The sequence below is a fragment of the Exiguobacterium aurantiacum genome, from assembly GCF_024362205.1.
In the GTDB taxonomy this organism is placed as follows: Bacteria; Bacillota; Bacilli; order Exiguobacteriales; family Exiguobacteriaceae; genus Exiguobacterium; species Exiguobacterium aurantiacum_B.
On record NZ_CP101462.1, the window covers coordinates 1,582,167 to 1,598,890 of the forward strand.

Annotated in this window: 20 protein-coding genes and 1 tRNA gene; 9 read left to right on the forward strand and 12 right to left on the reverse strand. The window is 52.0% G+C overall.

Going from position 1 to position 16,724, the window contains the following annotated elements:
• Positions 1-44 precede the first annotated feature (44 nt).
• Entirely contained in the window at positions 45-890 is an 846-nt protein-coding gene (locus NMQ00_RS08225) for an alpha/beta fold hydrolase (protein WP_255176301.1), read from the forward strand.
• A 22-nt stretch (positions 891-912) separates the two neighbouring features.
• Here NMQ00_RS08225 and NMQ00_RS08230 read toward each other — a convergent pair whose 3' ends face one another.
• The 9 genes from NMQ00_RS08230 to NMQ00_RS08270 form a co-directional block, all read right to left on the reverse strand.
• Positions 913-1,332 (reverse strand): YhfM domain-containing protein, encoded by a 420-nt coding sequence (locus NMQ00_RS08230; protein WP_255176302.1) that lies wholly within the window; start codon positions 1,330-1,332, stop codon positions 913-915.
• A gap of 77 nt (positions 1,333-1,409) precedes the next feature.
• Positions 1,410-1,751: a YhfM domain-containing protein gene (locus NMQ00_RS08235; protein ID WP_255176303.1), complete on the reverse strand. Its 342-nt coding sequence runs from the start codon at positions 1,749-1,751 to the stop codon at positions 1,410-1,412.
• A 156-nt stretch (positions 1,752-1,907) separates the two neighbouring features.
• Complete coding sequence (locus NMQ00_RS08240) at positions 1,908-2,195, reverse strand: hypothetical protein (protein ID WP_255178699.1); 288 nt, start codon at positions 2,193-2,195, stop codon at positions 1,908-1,910.
• 107 nt (positions 2,196-2,302) lie between these two features.
• Entirely contained in the window at positions 2,303-3,721 is a 1,419-nt protein-coding gene (locus NMQ00_RS08245) for a sucrose-6-phosphate hydrolase (RefSeq protein WP_255176304.1), read from the reverse strand.
• 19 nt (positions 3,722-3,740) lie between these two features.
• Positions 3,741-5,171 (reverse strand): sucrose-specific PTS transporter subunit IIBC, encoded by a 1,431-nt coding sequence (locus tag NMQ00_RS08250; protein WP_255176305.1) that lies wholly within the window; start codon positions 5,169-5,171, stop codon positions 3,741-3,743.
• Complete coding sequence (locus NMQ00_RS08255; protein WP_255176306.1) at positions 5,168-6,112, reverse strand: carbohydrate kinase family protein; 945 nt, start codon at positions 6,110-6,112, stop codon at positions 5,168-5,170. Before NMQ00_RS08255 ends, NMQ00_RS08250 begins: the two co-directional genes overlap by 4 nt.
• Positions 6,113-6,221: 109 nt before the next feature.
• On the reverse strand, positions 6,222-7,211 hold the full coding sequence (locus tag NMQ00_RS08260) for a LacI family DNA-binding transcriptional regulator (protein ID WP_255176307.1): 990 nt from the start codon (positions 7,209-7,211) through the stop codon (positions 6,222-6,224).
• 48 nt (positions 7,212-7,259) lie between these two features.
• On the reverse strand, positions 7,260-7,736 hold the full coding sequence (locus NMQ00_RS08265; RefSeq protein WP_255176308.1) for a GNAT family protein: 477 nt from the start codon (positions 7,734-7,736) through the stop codon (positions 7,260-7,262).
• 86 nt (positions 7,737-7,822) lie between these two features.
• Positions 7,823-8,686 carry a cation diffusion facilitator family transporter gene (locus tag NMQ00_RS08270; RefSeq protein WP_255176309.1) on the reverse strand — a complete coding sequence of 288 codons (864 nt, stop codon included), beginning with the start codon at positions 8,684-8,686 and terminating at the stop codon, positions 7,823-7,825.
• 181 nt (positions 8,687-8,867) lie between these two features.
• On the opposite strand from NMQ00_RS08270, the gene NMQ00_RS08275 reads away from it, so the two are divergent.
• The 4 genes from NMQ00_RS08275 (at position 8,868) to NMQ00_RS08290 (ending at position 12,702) form a co-directional block, all read left to right on the forward strand.
• Entirely contained in the window at positions 8,868-9,179 is a 312-nt protein-coding gene (locus NMQ00_RS08275) for a hypothetical protein (RefSeq protein ID WP_021067357.1), read from the forward strand.
• A 38-nt stretch (positions 9,180-9,217) separates the two neighbouring features.
• Positions 9,218-10,003 (forward strand): class I SAM-dependent methyltransferase, encoded by a 786-nt coding sequence (locus tag NMQ00_RS08280; protein ID WP_255176310.1) that lies wholly within the window; start codon positions 9,218-9,220, stop codon positions 10,001-10,003.
• 145 nt (positions 10,004-10,148) lie between these two features.
• Positions 10,149-12,521, forward strand: a complete 2,373-nt coding sequence (locus NMQ00_RS08285) for an immune inhibitor A domain-containing protein (protein ID WP_255176311.1) — start codon at positions 10,149-10,151, stop codon at positions 12,519-12,521.
• Positions 12,522-12,631: 110 nt separating this feature from the next.
• Positions 12,632-12,702, forward strand: a tRNA-Thr gene (locus NMQ00_RS08290).
• Positions 12,703-12,848: 146 nt separating this feature from the next.
• Here the strand turns inward: NMQ00_RS08290 and NMQ00_RS08295 are convergent.
• Together NMQ00_RS08295 and NMQ00_RS08300 are read right to left on the reverse strand one after the other, a co-directional pair.
• Complete coding sequence (locus NMQ00_RS08295; protein ID WP_255176312.1) at positions 12,849-13,178, reverse strand: tyrosine-type recombinase/integrase; 330 nt, start codon at positions 13,176-13,178, stop codon at positions 12,849-12,851.
• A gap of 271 nt (positions 13,179-13,449) precedes the next feature.
• Complete coding sequence (locus NMQ00_RS08300) at positions 13,450-13,761, reverse strand: hypothetical protein (RefSeq protein WP_255176313.1); 312 nt, start codon at positions 13,759-13,761, stop codon at positions 13,450-13,452.
• 293 nt (positions 13,762-14,054) lie between these two features.
• Between NMQ00_RS08300 and NMQ00_RS08305 the strand changes: the two genes are divergently transcribed.
• Both NMQ00_RS08305 and NMQ00_RS08310 read left to right on the forward strand, forming a co-directional pair.
• Positions 14,055-14,372, forward strand: coding sequence for a hypothetical protein (locus NMQ00_RS08305; protein WP_255176314.1), 318 nt, complete (start codon positions 14,055-14,057; stop codon positions 14,370-14,372).
• A gap of 149 nt (positions 14,373-14,521) precedes the next feature.
• Complete coding sequence (locus NMQ00_RS08310; RefSeq protein WP_255176315.1) at positions 14,522-15,217, forward strand: queuosine precursor transporter; 696 nt, start codon at positions 14,522-14,524, stop codon at positions 15,215-15,217.
• 31 nt (positions 15,218-15,248) lie between these two features.
• Here the strand turns inward: NMQ00_RS08310 and NMQ00_RS08315 are convergent, their stop codons facing one another.
• Positions 15,249-15,497, reverse strand: a complete 249-nt coding sequence (locus NMQ00_RS08315) for a hypothetical protein (protein ID WP_255176316.1) — start codon at positions 15,495-15,497, stop codon at positions 15,249-15,251.
• Positions 15,498-15,643: 146 nt separating this feature from the next.
• Here NMQ00_RS08315 and NMQ00_RS08320 point away from each other — a divergent pair, with 146 nt between their 5' ends.
• Both NMQ00_RS08320 and NMQ00_RS08325 read left to right on the forward strand, forming a co-directional pair.
• On the forward strand, positions 15,644-16,000 hold the full coding sequence (locus tag NMQ00_RS08320) for a PilZ domain-containing protein (protein ID WP_255176317.1): 357 nt from the start codon (positions 15,644-15,646) through the stop codon (positions 15,998-16,000).
• An 87-nt stretch (positions 16,001-16,087) separates the two neighbouring features.
• The gene (locus tag NMQ00_RS08325; RefSeq protein WP_215191118.1) at positions 16,088-16,720 is read left to right on the forward strand and encodes a hypothetical protein; all 633 of its coding nucleotides are present in this window, start codon (positions 16,088-16,090) and stop codon (positions 16,718-16,720) included.
• Positions 16,721-16,724 lie beyond the last annotated feature (4 nt).

Here is a 16,724-nt window from a genome sequence, read left to right on the forward strand (position 1 = left end):
AAAGGTATTTTCCATTACAAATCGTTTAAGGAGGCCCTTCCGCAGTGAAACATTACGCGCACGTCAACGGCACGAAAATCGAATATATGGACCGCGGTCATGGTCCGGTCATCATATTGATCCATGGGACCCAATCATCAAGCCTCGAACCGTACCATGTGGACCGGCTTGTCGTGTCCGGTTTTCGGGTTATAGTCCCATCCCGTCCCGGTTACGGTGAGACTCCGTACTCATTTTCAGCTTCACCGCAAGCGTTCGCCACCAACCTACGTCGTTTGATGGAAATCATGGCAATCGATCAGTATCACGTGTACGGCATCTCGGCCGGTGGCCCGACAGCCATCGAGCTCGCGTCACAGAACGACCACGCGCTCAGTCTGACGCTCGCGGCTGCAGTAACGAGCGTCGTCGATTTCCCGTATCGGCGTTATGTCAGCCGTAACGTCGCCCAGCCGGCATTTATCGCGTTACAATTCGCGATGAAACAGTTCGTCTTTCGGGCGATTCAAAAACAACCGTTCGAGGCGACGGCCCGCATGATTCAATCGACGAGCCTACTCGCACTCGATGTCATCCGCGACGAAGTGACCCCGTACGATATCTTCCTATTGAAACGAGTCGCTAGCCAAATGGCGTTCGGTCTCGGTGCCCAGTTCGACCTGCGGCAACAAGTGACCGATGAAGCGCTGCTCGGGGTGACGTGCCCGACGTATATCGTCCACTCCAAAAATGACAAGGCCGTACCGGTCCGCCACGCGCATCACGCGAAACGGCTCATCCCGCACGCCCAGCTCACCATCTTGAACAGCCCCGGCCATTTGATTTGGATTGGTCGTCAAGCACGAAAAAGTGAGCAACAGATTGAACGCTTTATCCGCTTCAACTCATAAGACGCCATTCTAAGCGTCTTTTTTAGTCGCCTGGTTCGAGCAGATTGATCAATTTCTCCGTCACGTCAGCCGGAAGGCGGTAGCCGATATTTGTGTCGTCCGCGTCGTAAAGACTGCTTGCCGACTTCGCATCATCGTTGAGCCAAAGGTAATAGCGGTCCGTCTCCCCGTCCTCGAAGCGGATTTCGATATCGTATTCCGGCCCAACCACATTGGCGACACCTGGAATTTCGTCTGCCTCACGCAGCATGTCTTCGAATACTCGAATCGATTCCGGTTCGTCGAACGTGACGATATCGCGCTCTTGAAAACTGCTGAATCCGTCCGATCCCGAGACGCGGACTTCTTCAATCCCATCCGTCCGGAAATCGTTCGAGGCACAGCCGGTCAAGGTAAGTGATAACGTGACGAGAGCAAAGACTGATGTATGTCGATGTTTCATAAATAGACTCCCTCTGTCTGTATATGGTTGATATACGCGATTCAAGCAAGTAAAGTTTCACATTCCACGTCACTCGTTCACTCATCCACCCCGAGCACTTGAATCAACTGATTCGTCATATCTCTCGACACGCGATAGATGAGATGCGGATGCGTCACATCCATCAAAAAGCTCGGTTGATGTTTCTGTCCGAGCCAAAGATGATACTGTGCCATCACGCCGCCCTTCCAATGAAGTTCCAGGTCAAAGTCAGGTTCCCCGTGAATGGAATCTTCGAGCGCCTCATCTGCATTCCGCAACATGTCCGCGAACGGTCTCACTTTCTCGATTCCATTGAACATGATGAAATCCGTCTCATTGAACGAACCGATCCCTGACGACTGAGCGACTCGCGCTTGAATCATTTCTTCTCTATCCAATTCACTTTCCTCCGGCTCTATGAAAGCCTTGAACATCGCCGAAGCCACTGTCATAATGGCTCGATTTCGTTTCATTCCCTCCACCCCATTCACGTTGATAGTAATCTTATACGAAAATCTGGACGAAAGGTTTCACAATTTTTGACATCGAATCACTCATGCCTGTTTTCGCATTCGCTCCAAGAAAATCGGCAATAGGTTCAATATAATCGAGATGCTGGTGAGAACCCATAATGCCCGTCCCATACCTGGTATGACATCCGCCAACGCACTCCAATCCTCCGCTTCGACCCAGACTGATAAATAGCTGTAGTCCGCGCACACTGTGAGCGCCGTCAGCGACAACGCAATCGCCATCGGCAGCTTGTAATCTTTCCCGATGCTGAACGTATACAAATTGAACAGTGTCGCGCCAATCGCCAGTACTCCTAAAACCATCCACACGTAAATCATCCCCTATGCTATATGTAATTTATTCCCTATTTCTAGAATAGCATATAGAGTTCATTCTATAGGTAAACAAAAAAGCCGAGCCTAAGCTCAGCTTTTCCTTATTGATATGTCCAACCGGTCAGGCTCGCAGTCGCGCCTTCATAGCGCAACTGTTTCTCGAGCTCGCTCGGGAAGACGCGGAGCGTTGCGACCGCCTCACCGTCATTGACGAAGCATTCGACACTCGACGAGTCGATGAACACGTGAAGCGACGTCACATGAATCGCTTTCGTCCGTGTCGTGCCAAACTCGGTCGCGAACGGCTCACCGGCATTTGTCCGGTCGATCGTCAATTCGCCGGCTGCTGCGTCGTAACGGATGACAAGTGACTCATTCTCGACTTGAAGCAAGTCGAGGCTAAAGTCTGATCCGTCCGTTTTCAACTCCAGTTCGTACCGGTCCGGAGTCGCGACGCTGACTGACGTGCCGGACGCGTCGAGGAATGTGTCTTGGCGAAGCGTTGTCATCTCCGCCACCGGACGCTGCTTGAGCATCCCTTCCTCAATTGTGAGCACACGCGGTAACGTCAAGGCGTGGGCCCAGCCGAAGCGGTCCGTCGGATACTCGATTTCCGGGAGTCCCATCCAACCGACGAGGACGCGTCGTCCGTCCTGTTCTGTCGTCTGTGGAGCGTAAAAATCGAAACCGAAGTCGAGCTCCTCGAACGTGCCGTGCGTGAACGTCAACGTCTCAACGTCGAGCTTACCAATCAAGAAACCGGACTGATAGATATTGTGATAGCGATGCCCGTCCGGTTCAATCCCTTGCGGCGAGAAGACGAGGACGTGTTGCCCGTTCAGTTCGAACACGTCAGGACATTCCCACATGTAACCGAACGGGTCGAGTCCTGTCTCAATCTCACCGAGGAACGTCCAGTCATCCAAGTCAGTCGAGCGATATAACACGACACAACCTGTTTCGTTCTCACGTTGCGCCCCGACGACGGCGTAATAGACGCCATCCTCGAGCCACACTTTCGGGTCACGGAAATGTTCCGTGTACCCGGCCGGCACGTCCGGGATCGCGACGTTGCGACGCTCAATCTTTCCATCCCGTAACACACCGATCACTTGCGAGGCGTGACGCGTCCAGTCATCCGTCCGGTGATTGCCCGTGTACATGACATGGAGTTCCCCGTCTTTCACAAACCCGCTGCCTGAATAGGCACCGTGTGAATCTTCGGTCGTCTCCGGGACTAACGCCACCCCGCGGTCTGTCCACGTGACGAGGTCGGGTGATGTGACATGATACCAATGCTTGAGACCGTGTACCGGTCCGAGCGGGAACCACTGATAAAACATGTGATATTCCCCGTTATAATACGTGAATCCATTCGGATCGTTCAGGAGTCCCGTCGGCGGTTGGATATGGTATCCGAACCGCCACGGGGAAGCCGCCGTCTTTGTGCGGAGCGTCTCCATCTCGAGGGCACTCACGTCACGTAACGAGCGGTAACGCTCTGCCTTCGTCCAACTCATAACATCACTTCCTTTTTTCTTAAGCTGCTTGTTTGACTGCTTCTTTTTTCGCTTGGCGTTTCGCGAGCACGAACGTCAATCCGAATGCGACCGCGAAGGCGATGGCCATCCCGATGATATACGAGACGATCGACGCTGGTGCGATCGAGATGATCCCTGGGAGACCTGCCGCACCGAGGGCGACGGCGAGGACTTCACGTCCGACGATGAACGCCGAGGCGATTCCTGAACCGATGATGGCCGCGATGAACGGATAGCGTAGTTTCAAGTTGACACCGAACATGGCCGGCTCCGTGATCCCAAGGAGTGCCGAGATACCAGATGCCGAAGCGACACCTTTCATCTTCTTATCACGTGTCAAGAAGAAGACAGCGAGTGTGGCCGCACCTTGTGCGACGTTCGACATGGCTGCGATTGGGAAGATGAACGATCCACCCGTGCGTGCGATATCGGCGAGAAGTTGCGTCTCGATGGCGATGAAACTGTGGTGCATCCCTGTGATAACAATCGGTGCGTACAAGAGACCCATGACGAGACCACCGAAGAAGCCGAGTGAGTCGTACGTCCAAACGAGACCGTCGATGATCAAGTTACCCGCTTCGCGTGTGATCGGTCCGACGAAGGCGAACGTGACGAACGCCGTGATGAGGAGCGAGAGGAGCGGTGTGAGCAAGATATCGAGTGATGCTGGCATGAATTTGCGAATATTGATTTCAAGTTTCGACAAGATATAAGCAGATACGAGGACCGGTAACACTTGTCCTTGGTAACCGAGTTTCTCGATTTCGAAGCCGAGAATGTTCCAAACCGGGATATCACCGACCGTTGCTTGCGCATAGGCGTTGACGAGATCCGGGTGAACCATGATCATCCCGAGCGCGGCGCCGAGGTACGGATTACCCCCAAACCGCTTGGCGGCGGAGAACCCGATCAAGACGGGCAGGAAGACGAAGGCGGCGTTCGCGAACGTGTTGATCATCGCGGCGAGATCGGCGATACCTGGGTACTGATCGATGAGTGAGCTTCCTTCGAAGAACAAATCAGGTGCCGTGAGCAAATTGTTGATCCCCATCAAGAGACCGCCGGCGACGATGGCCGGGATGATTGGGACGAAGATATCAGACAACATTTTGACGAACTGTTGGAGCGGGTTGCCTTTCTTCGCGCCGGCCGACTTGACGTCGCTTGTCGACATATCGCCGAGGCCTGTCAATTCGGCGAACTCAGCGTACACCTTGTTAACCGTACCTGCACCGATGATGATTTGATACTGGCCACCAGTCGAGAACGTCCCTTTGACGACGTCGAGGGCGTCAAGTTTCTTCTCGTCGACTTTCGATTCGTCATTCAAGACGAGGCGGAGCCGGGTCGCACAGTGGGCCGCGGCGGCGACGTTGTCTTTCCCGCCGATTGCCTCTAAAATCGCTTCTGCTTCTTGTCTGTAGTTCATGCTGGTTTCCCTCCTAGCGCTTCAAGCACGCGTTGTTGTGTTGGTATGGCTGGAATCGCGCCGTAGGCCGTGCACGTGAGTGCACCGGTCACGTTCGCATATTCGATGTCCTGCAAGAGTCGGTCGTCATCCATCCCGAGTGTCGACAACCGATATAGATAGGCTCCGACGAAGGCGTCGCCCGCTCCCGTCGAATCGACGCTGTCAATTTTCACTGAAGCGATGATGGCTTTGACGTCTTTCGTCGCAATCAGTGTCCCGCGCGAGCCGAGCGTGATGGCGATTCGTTTTGCACCCGCTTCGAGAAGCGACGCGACCGCTTCGTCTAAATCGTCAAGCCCGGTCAACAAGTGCGCCTCTTCTTCGCTCAACTTGACGAAGTCCGCTTCGGCGATGAAGTGGAGCGAATCTTGTTTGAACGCCTCGAGGTCGGTCACGAGCGCGTCACGATAGTTCGGATCGAACGAGACGAACAGGCCGTCACGCTTGGCGAACTGGAGCAGTTTGAAATAAGCGTTCTTTAACTCACCGTCGAGGAGTGCCGTCGCCGATCCGAAATGGACGATGTCCCCAGGCTTGAAGGCCGACAAATCGATCGACTCGAACGCATAATCGCCGTCGCTACCGCGGCGGAACGTGAAGTCCCGTTCCCCGTCTTCTTGAATCGAGACGAACGCGAACGTCGTGTCACCTTCTTCGACCAAATTCTCGACGCCGACACCGTTATCGACGAGCGTCTGTTTCAAAAAGCGCCCGAACGGGTCAGCCCCGACTTGCCCGAGGAAACTTGAGCTTCCTCCATGCTTACTGACGACGGCCGCAACGTTTGCCGGTGCGCCCCCTGCTTTCTTTACGAATGTCGTCCCGTTGACGAGGTCGCTCGATGCGTCCTCGCAAACCCAATCAATCAATAGTTCACCAATGCAATGTACGGTGTTCATCCGTCCACCTCCATGTCTGAATGTCGTGCTTCGTATCATTTATCGAACCGGTTCCAAAAACGAATAAAAAATGTTGCGGAACCGGTTCCGCAACACAAATGTAAACGATTTAATTTAAAATGTCAACGCTTTCGCGCAGTTTTAATTCAAAAGTTGTGAACGTTTTCATCGGGATGGTTTCACCTGTTAACAACTGGAGAATCATGTCAGCCGCACGGGACCCGGTCCGACGGTATGGGAGGTGGACCGTTGTGATGGACGGATGGAGCACTTCGGTGAAATCATAGCCGCCGAATCCACTCACCGAGATATCGCCTGGAACCGTTTTGCCGGCGTTGGCAAGCCCCTTCAACACACCGAGGGCGATGTTGTCCGTCGCGCAGACGATGAGCGTCGCGTCCTCGGTCGCCTCGGCGAGTCGTTCCCCGATTGGGATGGCATCCTCGATCTTGAACGTCGTCGTATACGTCGTCACGTTCGCCCCGACTTCCTTGAACGCATGGAGAAAACCGTCACGCCGCGCCTGTCCGACGGCGATGTCGTATGGACCGACACCGACATATAGGACGTCACGGTGACCCCATTCCATGAACTGCTTACCGAGGGCGAACGCCGCATCGTAGTCGGGATAGACGAGGCTATGGACCTTTTCATGCTCTTGACCGATCAATAGGACCGGGATTTGGATGTCTTGAATCGCCTGCAAGTGCCGCGGCGTCACGGTCGTCCCGAGCCAGATGATGCCGGCCACTTTCTGTTTTGCCAAGTTATACAACTGCTCGATCTCGCGTTCGGTCTGTTGGGCCGTGTTGACGACGAGCATTTGATAGCCGCGTTCGGTCAATCGTTCGTCGATGCCCATCATCGTCCGCGAAGCGGCATAGGAATCGAGACGCGGGACGATGACACCGATCATTTTCGTCTGTTTCGACTTCAAGCTTTGCGCGAACTGGTTCGGTTCATAATTCGTCTCCTGGATGACCCGCTCAATCTTGTCGCGCGTCGACTGTCCGACCGAGCCCCCGTTCAAATAACGGGAGACGGTACTTTTGGCGACCCCGGCCAGTTTGGCGATGTCGTTGATTGTCACTTGTTTCATCGGTAAAAACCTCCATACGAAAAAACTGACGCGTCAGACGCCGTCAGTTCAGTGGTTGATTACATATCGCTTCTTAAAGTTTAAATAGTAAAGCCCGTTCCGTTTTTCGAACCCGTTGTTCTCGAGGACACGGCGTACCGCTTCCTGATGCGGGCTCGTCGGTGGAATGCCAGCACGGACCGTATGCCCTTCTCTTAAATCGGATTGCTCGAGCGCGAGGCGAAGCCCTTCTGTCGCATAGCCGTTGTCTTTGAACGGGTCGAACACCATCAAATCGAGCTGATAGACGCGAGCGAGTTTCAAGAGCAACACTTTCCCGACGATTTGCCCGTCAACGAGGAGATCATAATAGAAGTCCTCCCCGTAACTATGCTCGTCGGCCGAGTATACCTGCTCTGCCCCCATCTCGACAAAGATACCTTTTAACTCTTCGGCTGAGATGCCGTAAGAACTTTGACCATATTTTTTAAAATGCTCATATTCGATCTCATCAATCTGACGAATAGGTTGACGCACGATTTCCATCCCGTGCCCTCCTTAACAGTTATCTCATAGTCTTTCCAAACTCATTATATACGAACGGCGGCGTGAAGCGCAAAAGATAACCGGAATCAGACCGGTTCGATGTGGATGTGGACCGAATCGACGGCGTGATGTTCGTCGAGCTCACGTTCGATGTCATCACATAAATCGTGCGCTTCCTCGACAGTGAGACTTCCTTCGACGGCAATCGTCACGTCGAGCATGACGTGGTTGCCGAGGTGACGTCCTTTGATTTCACGCACTTCCTTGACGGCATCGAAATGTTGAATCGTCTCTTCATAGGAATCAACGAGGTCCGGTGGGAATCCGTCCGACAACTGATGTGTCGCATCGAGAAAGATTTGAATCGCGGTCCGGATAATCATCCCGGCGATGAGAACAGCGAGCACCGTATCCATCCACGGCAGTTTAAAATAAGCGAAGAGAACGCCGAGCGTCGCCCCAATCGAGATCAGCGCGTCGGCAAGGTTATCTTTGGCGGCCGCCTTCAAGGCCAGCGACCGGGTCTTCTTGGCCAAATTCGAGTTGTACGCATACACGCCGAACATGACGAGCGCACTCACGAACGCGACGACGGCGGCGAGCGGGTTCGGTTCGACGTATTCACCACCGATTAGAGTGGCGATGCTGTTCAATAGAACGAACACCCCGACGGCGACCATGATGAGCGAGGCGACGAGCGCGGCAAGCGTCTCCATTTTGGCGTGACCGTATTTATGTTCGGCGTCCCGAGGCAACGCAGCGATACGGATGCCGATATAGACAGCGATGGATGCGATGATGTCGGTCGTATTGTTGAATCCGTCGGCGAGGACGGCTTCTGAATTATAGACATACCCGAAGACGACTTTTAATACAGATAAGACCAAATACGTCGTAATCGATAAAATGGCGCCTTTGAGCGCTTTTGGTGGATGAGTTGTTGACTGCATCCGACCACCTCCTTATTAGCTAAGTCAGTATACCAGTCGAATATCGTGTGGGCATAGAGAAACAGTGTTTCCCACAGTTAAATAAAATGGAATATATTCCCGGTAGTTTCGTTGTTCGAAAATTATGGTAAAGTAAATGGGAAGAGACCAAAGGGATGACCCTATAAAAGAGGTGAAACGAATGTTTACAGAACGTGATGGAATCAAGCTTCGTTTGGAACAAATTGACAGATTGCTCGCCGATTTGAACCGAGAAGCAAAACAGTTGATGGCTCGTCTACGCGAACTTGACGCAAGCGGTGAAAATCCACATGAAGTGACGCTCAAGCCGGAAGACCGTGACACGCTAAAATCGTCAATCGACGAGACGCTCGAGGCGCTTCAAAGTCGCTCGAAACGCCCGATCAACCCGAACGATGAGAAAAAGAAAGAACTCGCCTCTCATAAGGCGCTCATCGACGAATTGTCGGATTTACTCAGCAAGAAAAAATGAGACGCCTCTGCGTCTCATTTTTTCGGTAAGGAGATACTATGACTTATATCGTTACGACTTGTTTACGCCCGACCGAGGCGATGATTGCACGGGCCGAAGCTCACGCAGCGACGTACGGCGTCCGTTTTATCCCTCGGCGCAAACACTCGATTGAGACGTTGAAGGCGCGGCACTCTCTCGGCGTGCTCGTGTTTGATAAACGTCGCGTTGAATACACACCGCTCGACGGAGATGAACCGTTCTTCTTCCATCCATCGAGCTCGGTATTCCGTGTGAAGCAACTAGCCCGTGGCGGACACGATCCACTCGTCGACGCCGCCGCAATCAAGCCAGGTGACCGCGTCCTCGACTGCACGCTCGGGCTCGGCTCCGACAGCATCGTCCTCAGTCATGCCGTCGGTCCGACCGGTCGCGCCGTCGGACTCGAGAGTGAATTCGTCACCGCGATGCTCGTCAAGGAGGGGCTAACCGTTTGGGAAGAAAAAGAGCCCGCCGTTAATGAGGCGATGCGTCGCCTCGAGGTCGTCTTGACGGATGCCCTCACCTATTTGAAGACATGCTCGGACGATTCGTTCGACGTCGTCTACTTCGATCCGATGTTCGAAAAGACGATTTCAGAATCGGTTCACTTGAACCCATTACGATCTCTTGCCAACACGAATCCACTGTCTCTTGAACTCATGACGGAGGCCCGTCGTGTCGCGGCCAGACGAATTGTCCTAAAGGCTCATTTTGAGAGTGAGACGTTCGAAACGTTAGGTTTTACAAGGATTGTTCGCAAAACGTCCAAATTTCATTACGGCATCATCGATGCGGAGGCTTGAATCTCTTAGGTCTTAAGGGCTAACAGGGACGAAAGTCTCTTTTTTTCATTACTATTTTCTGAATATTGACATTAATCTGACACAAGTTTAACGTTGGATTCAAGCTCACACAATTTCCCATTATTTTCACAGGAGGTTAGTACAAATGAAAAAACGTTCCATCCGTCGCACGACGCTCGCCGTCGCGCTGACATCGGTCATGAGCGTCAGTGCGATCCCGGCCGTCGGTGCCGCTCCACTCGCCGCCTCACCGTTGCCAACCCCGAGCACGACCGCTCCATTCGATCACAACATCATCGATGAGGACCGTCTCGCCAAAGCGCTCGAGAAACGAGGCGTCATCAAAAAAGGACTCTCGGCCACCGAGCGTCACAAGGCCGTCGATGCCTATATCGAGAAGAAGCAAGGCAATGCGAAAGACGTCCATAAACATGGTTTGAACGATAAGGCCGCTGAAGCGAAAGAGAAGATACATAACCAATTCGAGAAAGAATCGAAACGTCTCCTCGACAAAGCGAAAAAAGGACAAGCGAACTATCGGAAAGGCAAGCCGAACGGTCAAGTCAAAGTCGACCCGGCCAAACAGGCAGGCTATAACGGCGCCGTCCGTGAAGACAAAGTCCTCGTCCTTCTCGTCGAGTACAGCGACTTCAAACATAACAACGTCGTTCAAGAAGAAGGTTATCTGTATAGCGACAACTTCAGTAAAGAACACTACGAACAATACATGTTCGGCGACGAATCGTTCGAACTGTTTAACGGTGAGAAAGTCCAAACGTTCAAGCAGTATTATGAAGAACAGTCGGGCGGCAGTTATACGGTCGACGGCACCGTCTCGAACTGGTTGACCGTCCCGGGCACGGCGAAAGATTACGGCGGTGACAATCCGGCCGGCGGGAATGACAACATCGGGCCAGGCCCACGTCAACTCGTCAAAGACACGTTGAACGCAGCGGTCGCATCAGGCATGGACCTCGCCGAATACGATGAATACGATTTATATGACCTCGACGGTGACGGCGACTTCAATGAGCCGGATGGCTTGGTCGACCACTTGATGATCATCCATGCCGGTACCGGCCAAGAAGCGGGTGGCGGTGTCCTCGGTGACGACGCGGTCTGGTCACACCGTTGGGTCGTCGGGAACAGCCCTTACCGCGTAGCAGGTACGGAAGCAGCCGTCCCATACTGGGGCGGTCAAATGGCGGCATTCGATTACACGATTCAACCGGAAGACGGCGCAGTCGGCGTCTTCGCACACGAATACGGTCACGATCTCGGTCTCCCAGATGAGTACGATACACAGTACACAGGTCAAGGCGAACCGGTCCAATCGTGGTCGATCATGAGCGGCGGCAGCTGGGCTGGTAAAGTGGCTGGTACGGAGCCGACGAGCTTCTCGCCACAAAACAAGGAATACTTCCAAAAATTGATGGGCGGCAACTGGGCGAACATCACGGAAGTTGACCTGGAAGACATCACGCAACAAGGTTTCGTCTCGAAACTCGATCAATCGGTGACGAAATCGACCAACCCTGGATTATTGAAAGTGAACCTTCCTGATAAGAAAGTAAAAGGCATCGAACCTGAATTTGGCGAGTATTACTACTACTCGACGAAAGGCGATAACTTGCATACCGAACTCGTGACACCGACGGTCAAACTCGGTGCGGACGGTACGCTCGCGTTCGACACACGTTTTGATATCGAGTATGACTACGACTACTTGTACGTGAAAGCACTCAGCGGCGGCAAAGAAGTCGTCCTTGACGTCTACGGCGATGACAACACTGGAAACGGTGCGGAATCGACGAACGGCGCTTGGGTGAACAAATCGTACGACTTGTCTCAGTTCGCCGGTCAAGACGTACAAATCATCTTCGAATACGTGACGGACGGCGGACTTGCCCTTGAAGGGTTCGCCCTCGACAACTTGTCGATCACGTCAGGCGGACAATCACTTCTCGCTGACGATGCGGAAGGTGTGGAGAAAGTCACGCTCGACGGCTTCGTCAAGTCGGACGGCTATGACACGAAACCGCACTATTACTACCTTGAATGGCGCAACCATGAAGGGGCTGACACAGGTCTCTTGAACGGCCGTGGCGTCAAGTACAACACAGGTCTCGTCGTCTGGTATGCTGATGATTCGTTCTCAGACAACTGGGTCGGGATTCACCCGGGTGAAGGTTTCCTCGGTGTCGTCGACTCGCATCCTGAGGCACTCATCGGCAACTTGAACGGGAAAGAGACAGTTACAGGCAGCACACGTTACCAGATCGCCGACGCGGCGTTCAGCTTAGATAAGACGCTCCCATGGTACATCGATTCACCGAGCCGTGGCATCTATGACTACAAAGCTCAACCAGGCGTGAAGCAGTTCAACGACGCCAACACGTACATCAACTCGCTCATCCCAGATGCGGGCCGTAAACTTCCACAATACGGACTCGTCGTCGACGTCGTCGGCGAAGCGAAAGACAACTCGGCTGGAGCTGTTTGGGTCCGGACGAAGTAAGCTTGATTCAACCCACCCCTGCCCTTCTCACCATGAGGAGGACGGGGGTCTTATTATTCTAAAAAAGCTTGAAATTTCACGACAGACTGTGTAACATACTAGATGTAACCGCCTCTGTAGGTTAGTGGCAGACCTCAGCAATGGTAATGCTGCAGCACGAGTTCGATTCTCGTCGGAGGCATCAAGAATACTGCTCAACCAAGCGGATCAAAGCACTTCCTGTTTATGACAGGAGGTGCTTTCTTTATGTCATTGCACAGAAATTGCACAGTTTCACGATTTTCGTGTTGTCGACAAGGCTAAACCATTTGTCTAACTATTATTATCTCAATCAACGGTCTTTTGCTCCATCATGGCACCAAACGTTTCGGCCGTCTGCTTCTGCAGCGTCATCGTGACATGTGTGTACATATCCATCGTGACGCTGATATCCTTGTGACCCAACCGTTCCTGAACGACCTTTGGCTGTTCTCCTAGTTTGAGCAGTAGCGTCAAGCGAGTATGCCGAACGACTGGGACATCTTTAGCTGCGAAGGACGCGTTTGTGCCAATGACACAGGTATGAGCGGTGACGAGGTTTACTTTCGACTGTTTAGAAGTGTTCTCAAGCTCGTGATAGTTCGCTTTGCTTTCAGCGGTATATTCCGAATGTTGCATTTGTTTGACGGCGGTATCCTCTAATTACTCTATGAACGAATTTTTCTGTTCATTGTGCTCTTTGATGACCCGTTAGTGGATTGCAATGTGTTGATTTTTTAAATCCCGTTCACCTCTCCTTCGTGTAACAAGGGATGAAACCAAAGCTGTAATGTGTGTAGTAATTAAATTGATTTCACAGAAAAGGACGTTTCTCCGCCTCCAATCCTCCTGTATATAAACCTATCTGGTTTTCCTGGTCCACAAAAAAGAGCGCCCACTTAAGGGACACTCAGAATCGTTTGGAACGTTCTTGCTTACCTGCTAACAACTTTCCCTGCGCTTCTCGTCTTGCTTTATCTTGAATGAAAAGTTGATACTGTTCAATCATCCGCAACAGCTTCATTTTGTCTAAATCTGTATCTGGCATGAAGCACGAGTCATCTCTAGCGCAATAGACATCAATATCCTCTTGTTCTATACTGGTGTAAAATACCCACTCATGGTCAGTCTCCTCATCTCGAATCCAGAAGTACAACTTACCTTCCTTTTCCTCCACCTTTCGGCAAACAATCTTCGAATTCCTACCCGTGTTTCTTTTCACAAAGCATTCCTCCATTAAATGAGATCGTCGCTCTTTCGAGGACACCTTTATCTCAAGCGATTGATTCAAGTACGTCAATAGTTTTTGATTATAATTTTTGTTTCGATCGATTAAAAATGAAACACGTAACCTACATGTTCGTCCGTGTGAACTAATTGACTCCATCTGACAATCGCACTTCAGCACGACGGATTTTAATCGACCAATTACAAAGATACGAACTGTTATGAACCTTGACAAGGCTAGTCGAATTCGAGCCTGATACGTTAATACGATTTTCATCCATACACAAAATGGAACGTGTTGATATGCAGCATTCCCTTGAGACCGACGATTTGAAGGTCGGCGTCAGTATCAACAATTCGCATGGAGACTTCCGTGCCGACATTAATGAGATTCTCCCGGCGCTCGATCACCTTCTCGCATCTGACGCGTCAGGCATCGACCGTGAAGGGCTGACCAACGTATTGAATGAACTCACAACCGTTAGTGAGGGGTTGACGCAGTTTTTAGAGACTGACGATTGGGAATCTTGGGAACATGCCCGTACCAAATTGAATCATCTGTCATCGATGATGAAAGGCATCGCCATTAATCTAAGTGGTGTATGACAGCATACTAACTAAATTAATCGCTCTCATCCAAAACTCGGGTGAGAGCTTTTTCCGTTCAGTCATGGAAACTGTCTTGACACGGTTTCCGTTCCTCTATAAACTTGTAAAGTTGACAGAATGAATGATTTGGAAGGAGTACGATCCCCATGCTCAATGAATGGTTATGGATTCCTTCTGCCTTGCTCACGCTCAGTCTGCTCGTCCTCAGCTACAAGCTGTTCGGACGCGTCGGACTGTTCGCCTGGATCGCGATGGCCTCGGTCGTTGCCAACATCCAAGTGACGCAGCAGATTGTAATCGGTGGTTTCATCTTTACACTCGGGAATATCGTCTACGGTTCCCTTTATTTAGCGACAGACATCTTGAATGAAAAATATGGTCGTCACACCGCCCGTAAAGGCGTCTGGCTCGGCTTCTTCATCTTGATCGTCTCAACCGTGCTCATGCAATTCGCATTGCTTTATGAGCCGTTCGAAGAGGCACTGTTCATGCATGAGAGTTTTGAAGCACTGTTCTCGATGCTACCGCTCATCACGCTCGGTAGTCTCGCGGCGTACCTCGTCTCACAGCTGTTCGACGTCTTCATCTATTCGAAGATTCGTGCCAAGACCGGTGAGAAGAAACTGTGGCTTCGGACGACCGGTTCGACCGTCGTCTCACAGTTCATCGACACGCTCACGTTCTGTACGATTGCCTTCTGGGGCATGGAATGGGACATCTGGTGGAACATCTTCATCACGACATACGTCGCCAAGTTCATCATCGCTTGGATGGCGACGCCGTTCATGTATTATGCGAAACGGACCGTCCCACAAGAAGACGAGACAGAAAAAGCAGCCTAATCAAAACCGCGAGCCCATCGGCTCGCGGTTTTTACTTACCTCTGATATGAAGCCGCACTGCATAAGGCCGTGCATCTTCAAGCGACGATTTCTCCCGACAAACGGTGAGCGCCACGTACGCATCGATGGCGAGCGCCTCGATGGCCTCGTCCGTCGCCTCGACCTCTAGTATGGTGTAGGGCGGCAGTTGTTCGAGCTTGACCCACTGCCCGTGTAGATTTTTCGCGTAGATGATTGGTTCGTCGATCGAATAGCGTCGGAGTAAATCCTTGACGTTCATACGATCCCTCCTCTATCCACTCTGTCTTCTCATTATAGAAAGCGTTTGCATTCCTGTAAACCGTGCTTCCTAAATTTTGGTGCATTCAACGCTTCACGATTCACCAAAAATAGCCGATAATCAAGGTAGAGAAATGAGGTGAACCGATGCGCTATCGACGACAAGAAACGTTTCGTTACATTTTACCGAACCCCCGCTTCATCCCATATCGCCTCATCTGGGAAGACAAAGAACTTCATGACGGGGAAGCACAACTGCTCAATATCAGCGCCCACGGTCTGAAAATGCGGTGCGATTACTTATTCCCACTTTCTGAAGGATTGAAAGTCCAAGTCAAACTCGACCTCGTCCCGTTGATTCAACCGCTCGACCTGACGGGTCACGTACGGCACCGTGGACAAGTGGGGAGCCTGTATGATTACGGGATTCGACTTGAGTCAGACTCTGACGAGACCCAGCAACTCGTGACGATGATCAAAGCGTATGCGCGCGAAAACCAATGAGAACGTGTCGGTTGACACTTCTCATTTTTTGTTCGCTTGATTCCGGGGTATACTAAAAGAAACAGAGACAGACTCGAGGTGTAGGGCATGACTAGAAAGTTTTTACTCATTCCGTGGGCCGCTGCGATCGCCATCGCGCTCCTCGGCCCGAACGAACCGTTCTCGAGCCGGTTTTTGCTCGATTTCATCACGTATAACACGGACGCCTATGAAGGGTATTCGCTTTCCCTTTTCAGCATCCTAGGCGTCTATCCGCTCGCCTTGTTCCCGCTTCTATGGTCCGAGGTGAACCAGTTGCGCCCGAACCCGCTCTTACCGGCAGCGACCGGTTTCGTCGTCGGCGGCTTCATCATCGCCCCGTACTTGGCGTTCGCGCGGCAATCGCCTTATCCGACCCCGATCAAGCCGCTCCCGACACGATTGCTCGGGGTGTTGCTCTTGCTCGTCACGATCGGCTTGTTCATCGCCGCGTCGACGACCGGGAACGTGGCCGAGTATTGGTCGTACGTCGAACAGAACCAGTTCGTCCGAACGATGACGGTCGATTTCTTCTTGCTCGCCTTCATCCAAATCACGTTGATGAACCGGGATGCCAAACGTTATAAGATGAGTTTGTGGCCACTGCCTTACATCCCATTGTTCGGTTTGTTGTTCTGGCTGATCATTCGCCATAAACAACCGTTCAACGTGGCACCGCCAAGCCGACAAAAAATGAAATGATCCG

What these genes read in the sequence shown, in the direction of transcription:
- NMQ00_RS08230 (WP_255176302.1), bottom strand. Translation starts at nt 1,332, where the DNA reads ATGAAACATCGACATACATCAGTCTTTGCTCTCGTCACGTTATCACTT.
- NMQ00_RS08245 (WP_255176304.1), bottom strand. Translation starts at nt 3,721, where the DNA reads ATGAGTTGGACGAAGGCAGAGCGTTACCGCTCGTTACGTGACGTGAGT.
- NMQ00_RS08250 (WP_255176305.1), bottom strand. Translation starts at nt 5,171, where the DNA reads ATGAACTACAGACAAGAAGCAGAAGCGATTTTAGAGGCAATCGGCGGG.
- NMQ00_RS08255 (WP_255176306.1), bottom strand. Translation starts at nt 6,112, where the DNA reads ATGAACACCGTACATTGCATTGGTGAACTATTGATTGATTGGGTTTGC.
- NMQ00_RS08260 (WP_255176307.1), bottom strand. Translation starts at nt 7,211, where the DNA reads ATGAAACAAGTGACAATCAACGACATCGCCAAACTGGCCGGGGTCGCC.
- NMQ00_RS08265 (WP_255176308.1), bottom strand. Translation starts at nt 7,736, where the DNA reads ATGGAAATCGTGCGTCAACCTATTCGTCAGATTGATGAGATCGAATAT.
- NMQ00_RS08270 (WP_255176309.1), bottom strand. Translation starts at nt 8,686, where the DNA reads ATGCAGTCAACAACTCATCCACCAAAAGCGCTCAAAGGCGCCATTTTA.
- NMQ00_RS08275 (WP_021067357.1), top strand. Translation starts at nt 8,868, where the DNA reads ATGTTTACAGAACGTGATGGAATCAAGCTTCGTTTGGAACAAATTGAC.
- NMQ00_RS08280 (WP_255176310.1), top strand. Translation starts at nt 9,218, where the DNA reads ATGACTTATATCGTTACGACTTGTTTACGCCCGACCGAGGCGATGATT.
- NMQ00_RS08285 (WP_255176311.1), top strand. Translation starts at nt 10,149, where the DNA reads ATGAAAAAACGTTCCATCCGTCGCACGACGCTCGCCGTCGCGCTGACA.
- NMQ00_RS08295 (WP_255176312.1), bottom strand. Translation starts at nt 13,178, where the DNA reads ATGCAACATTCGGAATATACCGCTGAAAGCAAAGCGAACTATCACGAG.
- NMQ00_RS08305 (WP_255176314.1), top strand. Translation starts at nt 14,055, where the DNA reads ATGGAACGTGTTGATATGCAGCATTCCCTTGAGACCGACGATTTGAAG.
- NMQ00_RS08310 (WP_255176315.1), top strand. Translation starts at nt 14,522, where the DNA reads ATGCTCAATGAATGGTTATGGATTCCTTCTGCCTTGCTCACGCTCAGT.
- NMQ00_RS08315 (WP_255176316.1), bottom strand. Translation starts at nt 15,497, where the DNA reads ATGAACGTCAAGGATTTACTCCGACGCTATTCGATCGACGAACCAATC.
- NMQ00_RS08320 (WP_255176317.1), top strand. Translation starts at nt 15,644, where the DNA reads ATGCGCTATCGACGACAAGAAACGTTTCGTTACATTTTACCGAACCCC.
- NMQ00_RS08325 (WP_215191118.1), top strand. Translation starts at nt 16,088, where the DNA reads ATGACTAGAAAGTTTTTACTCATTCCGTGGGCCGCTGCGATCGCCATC.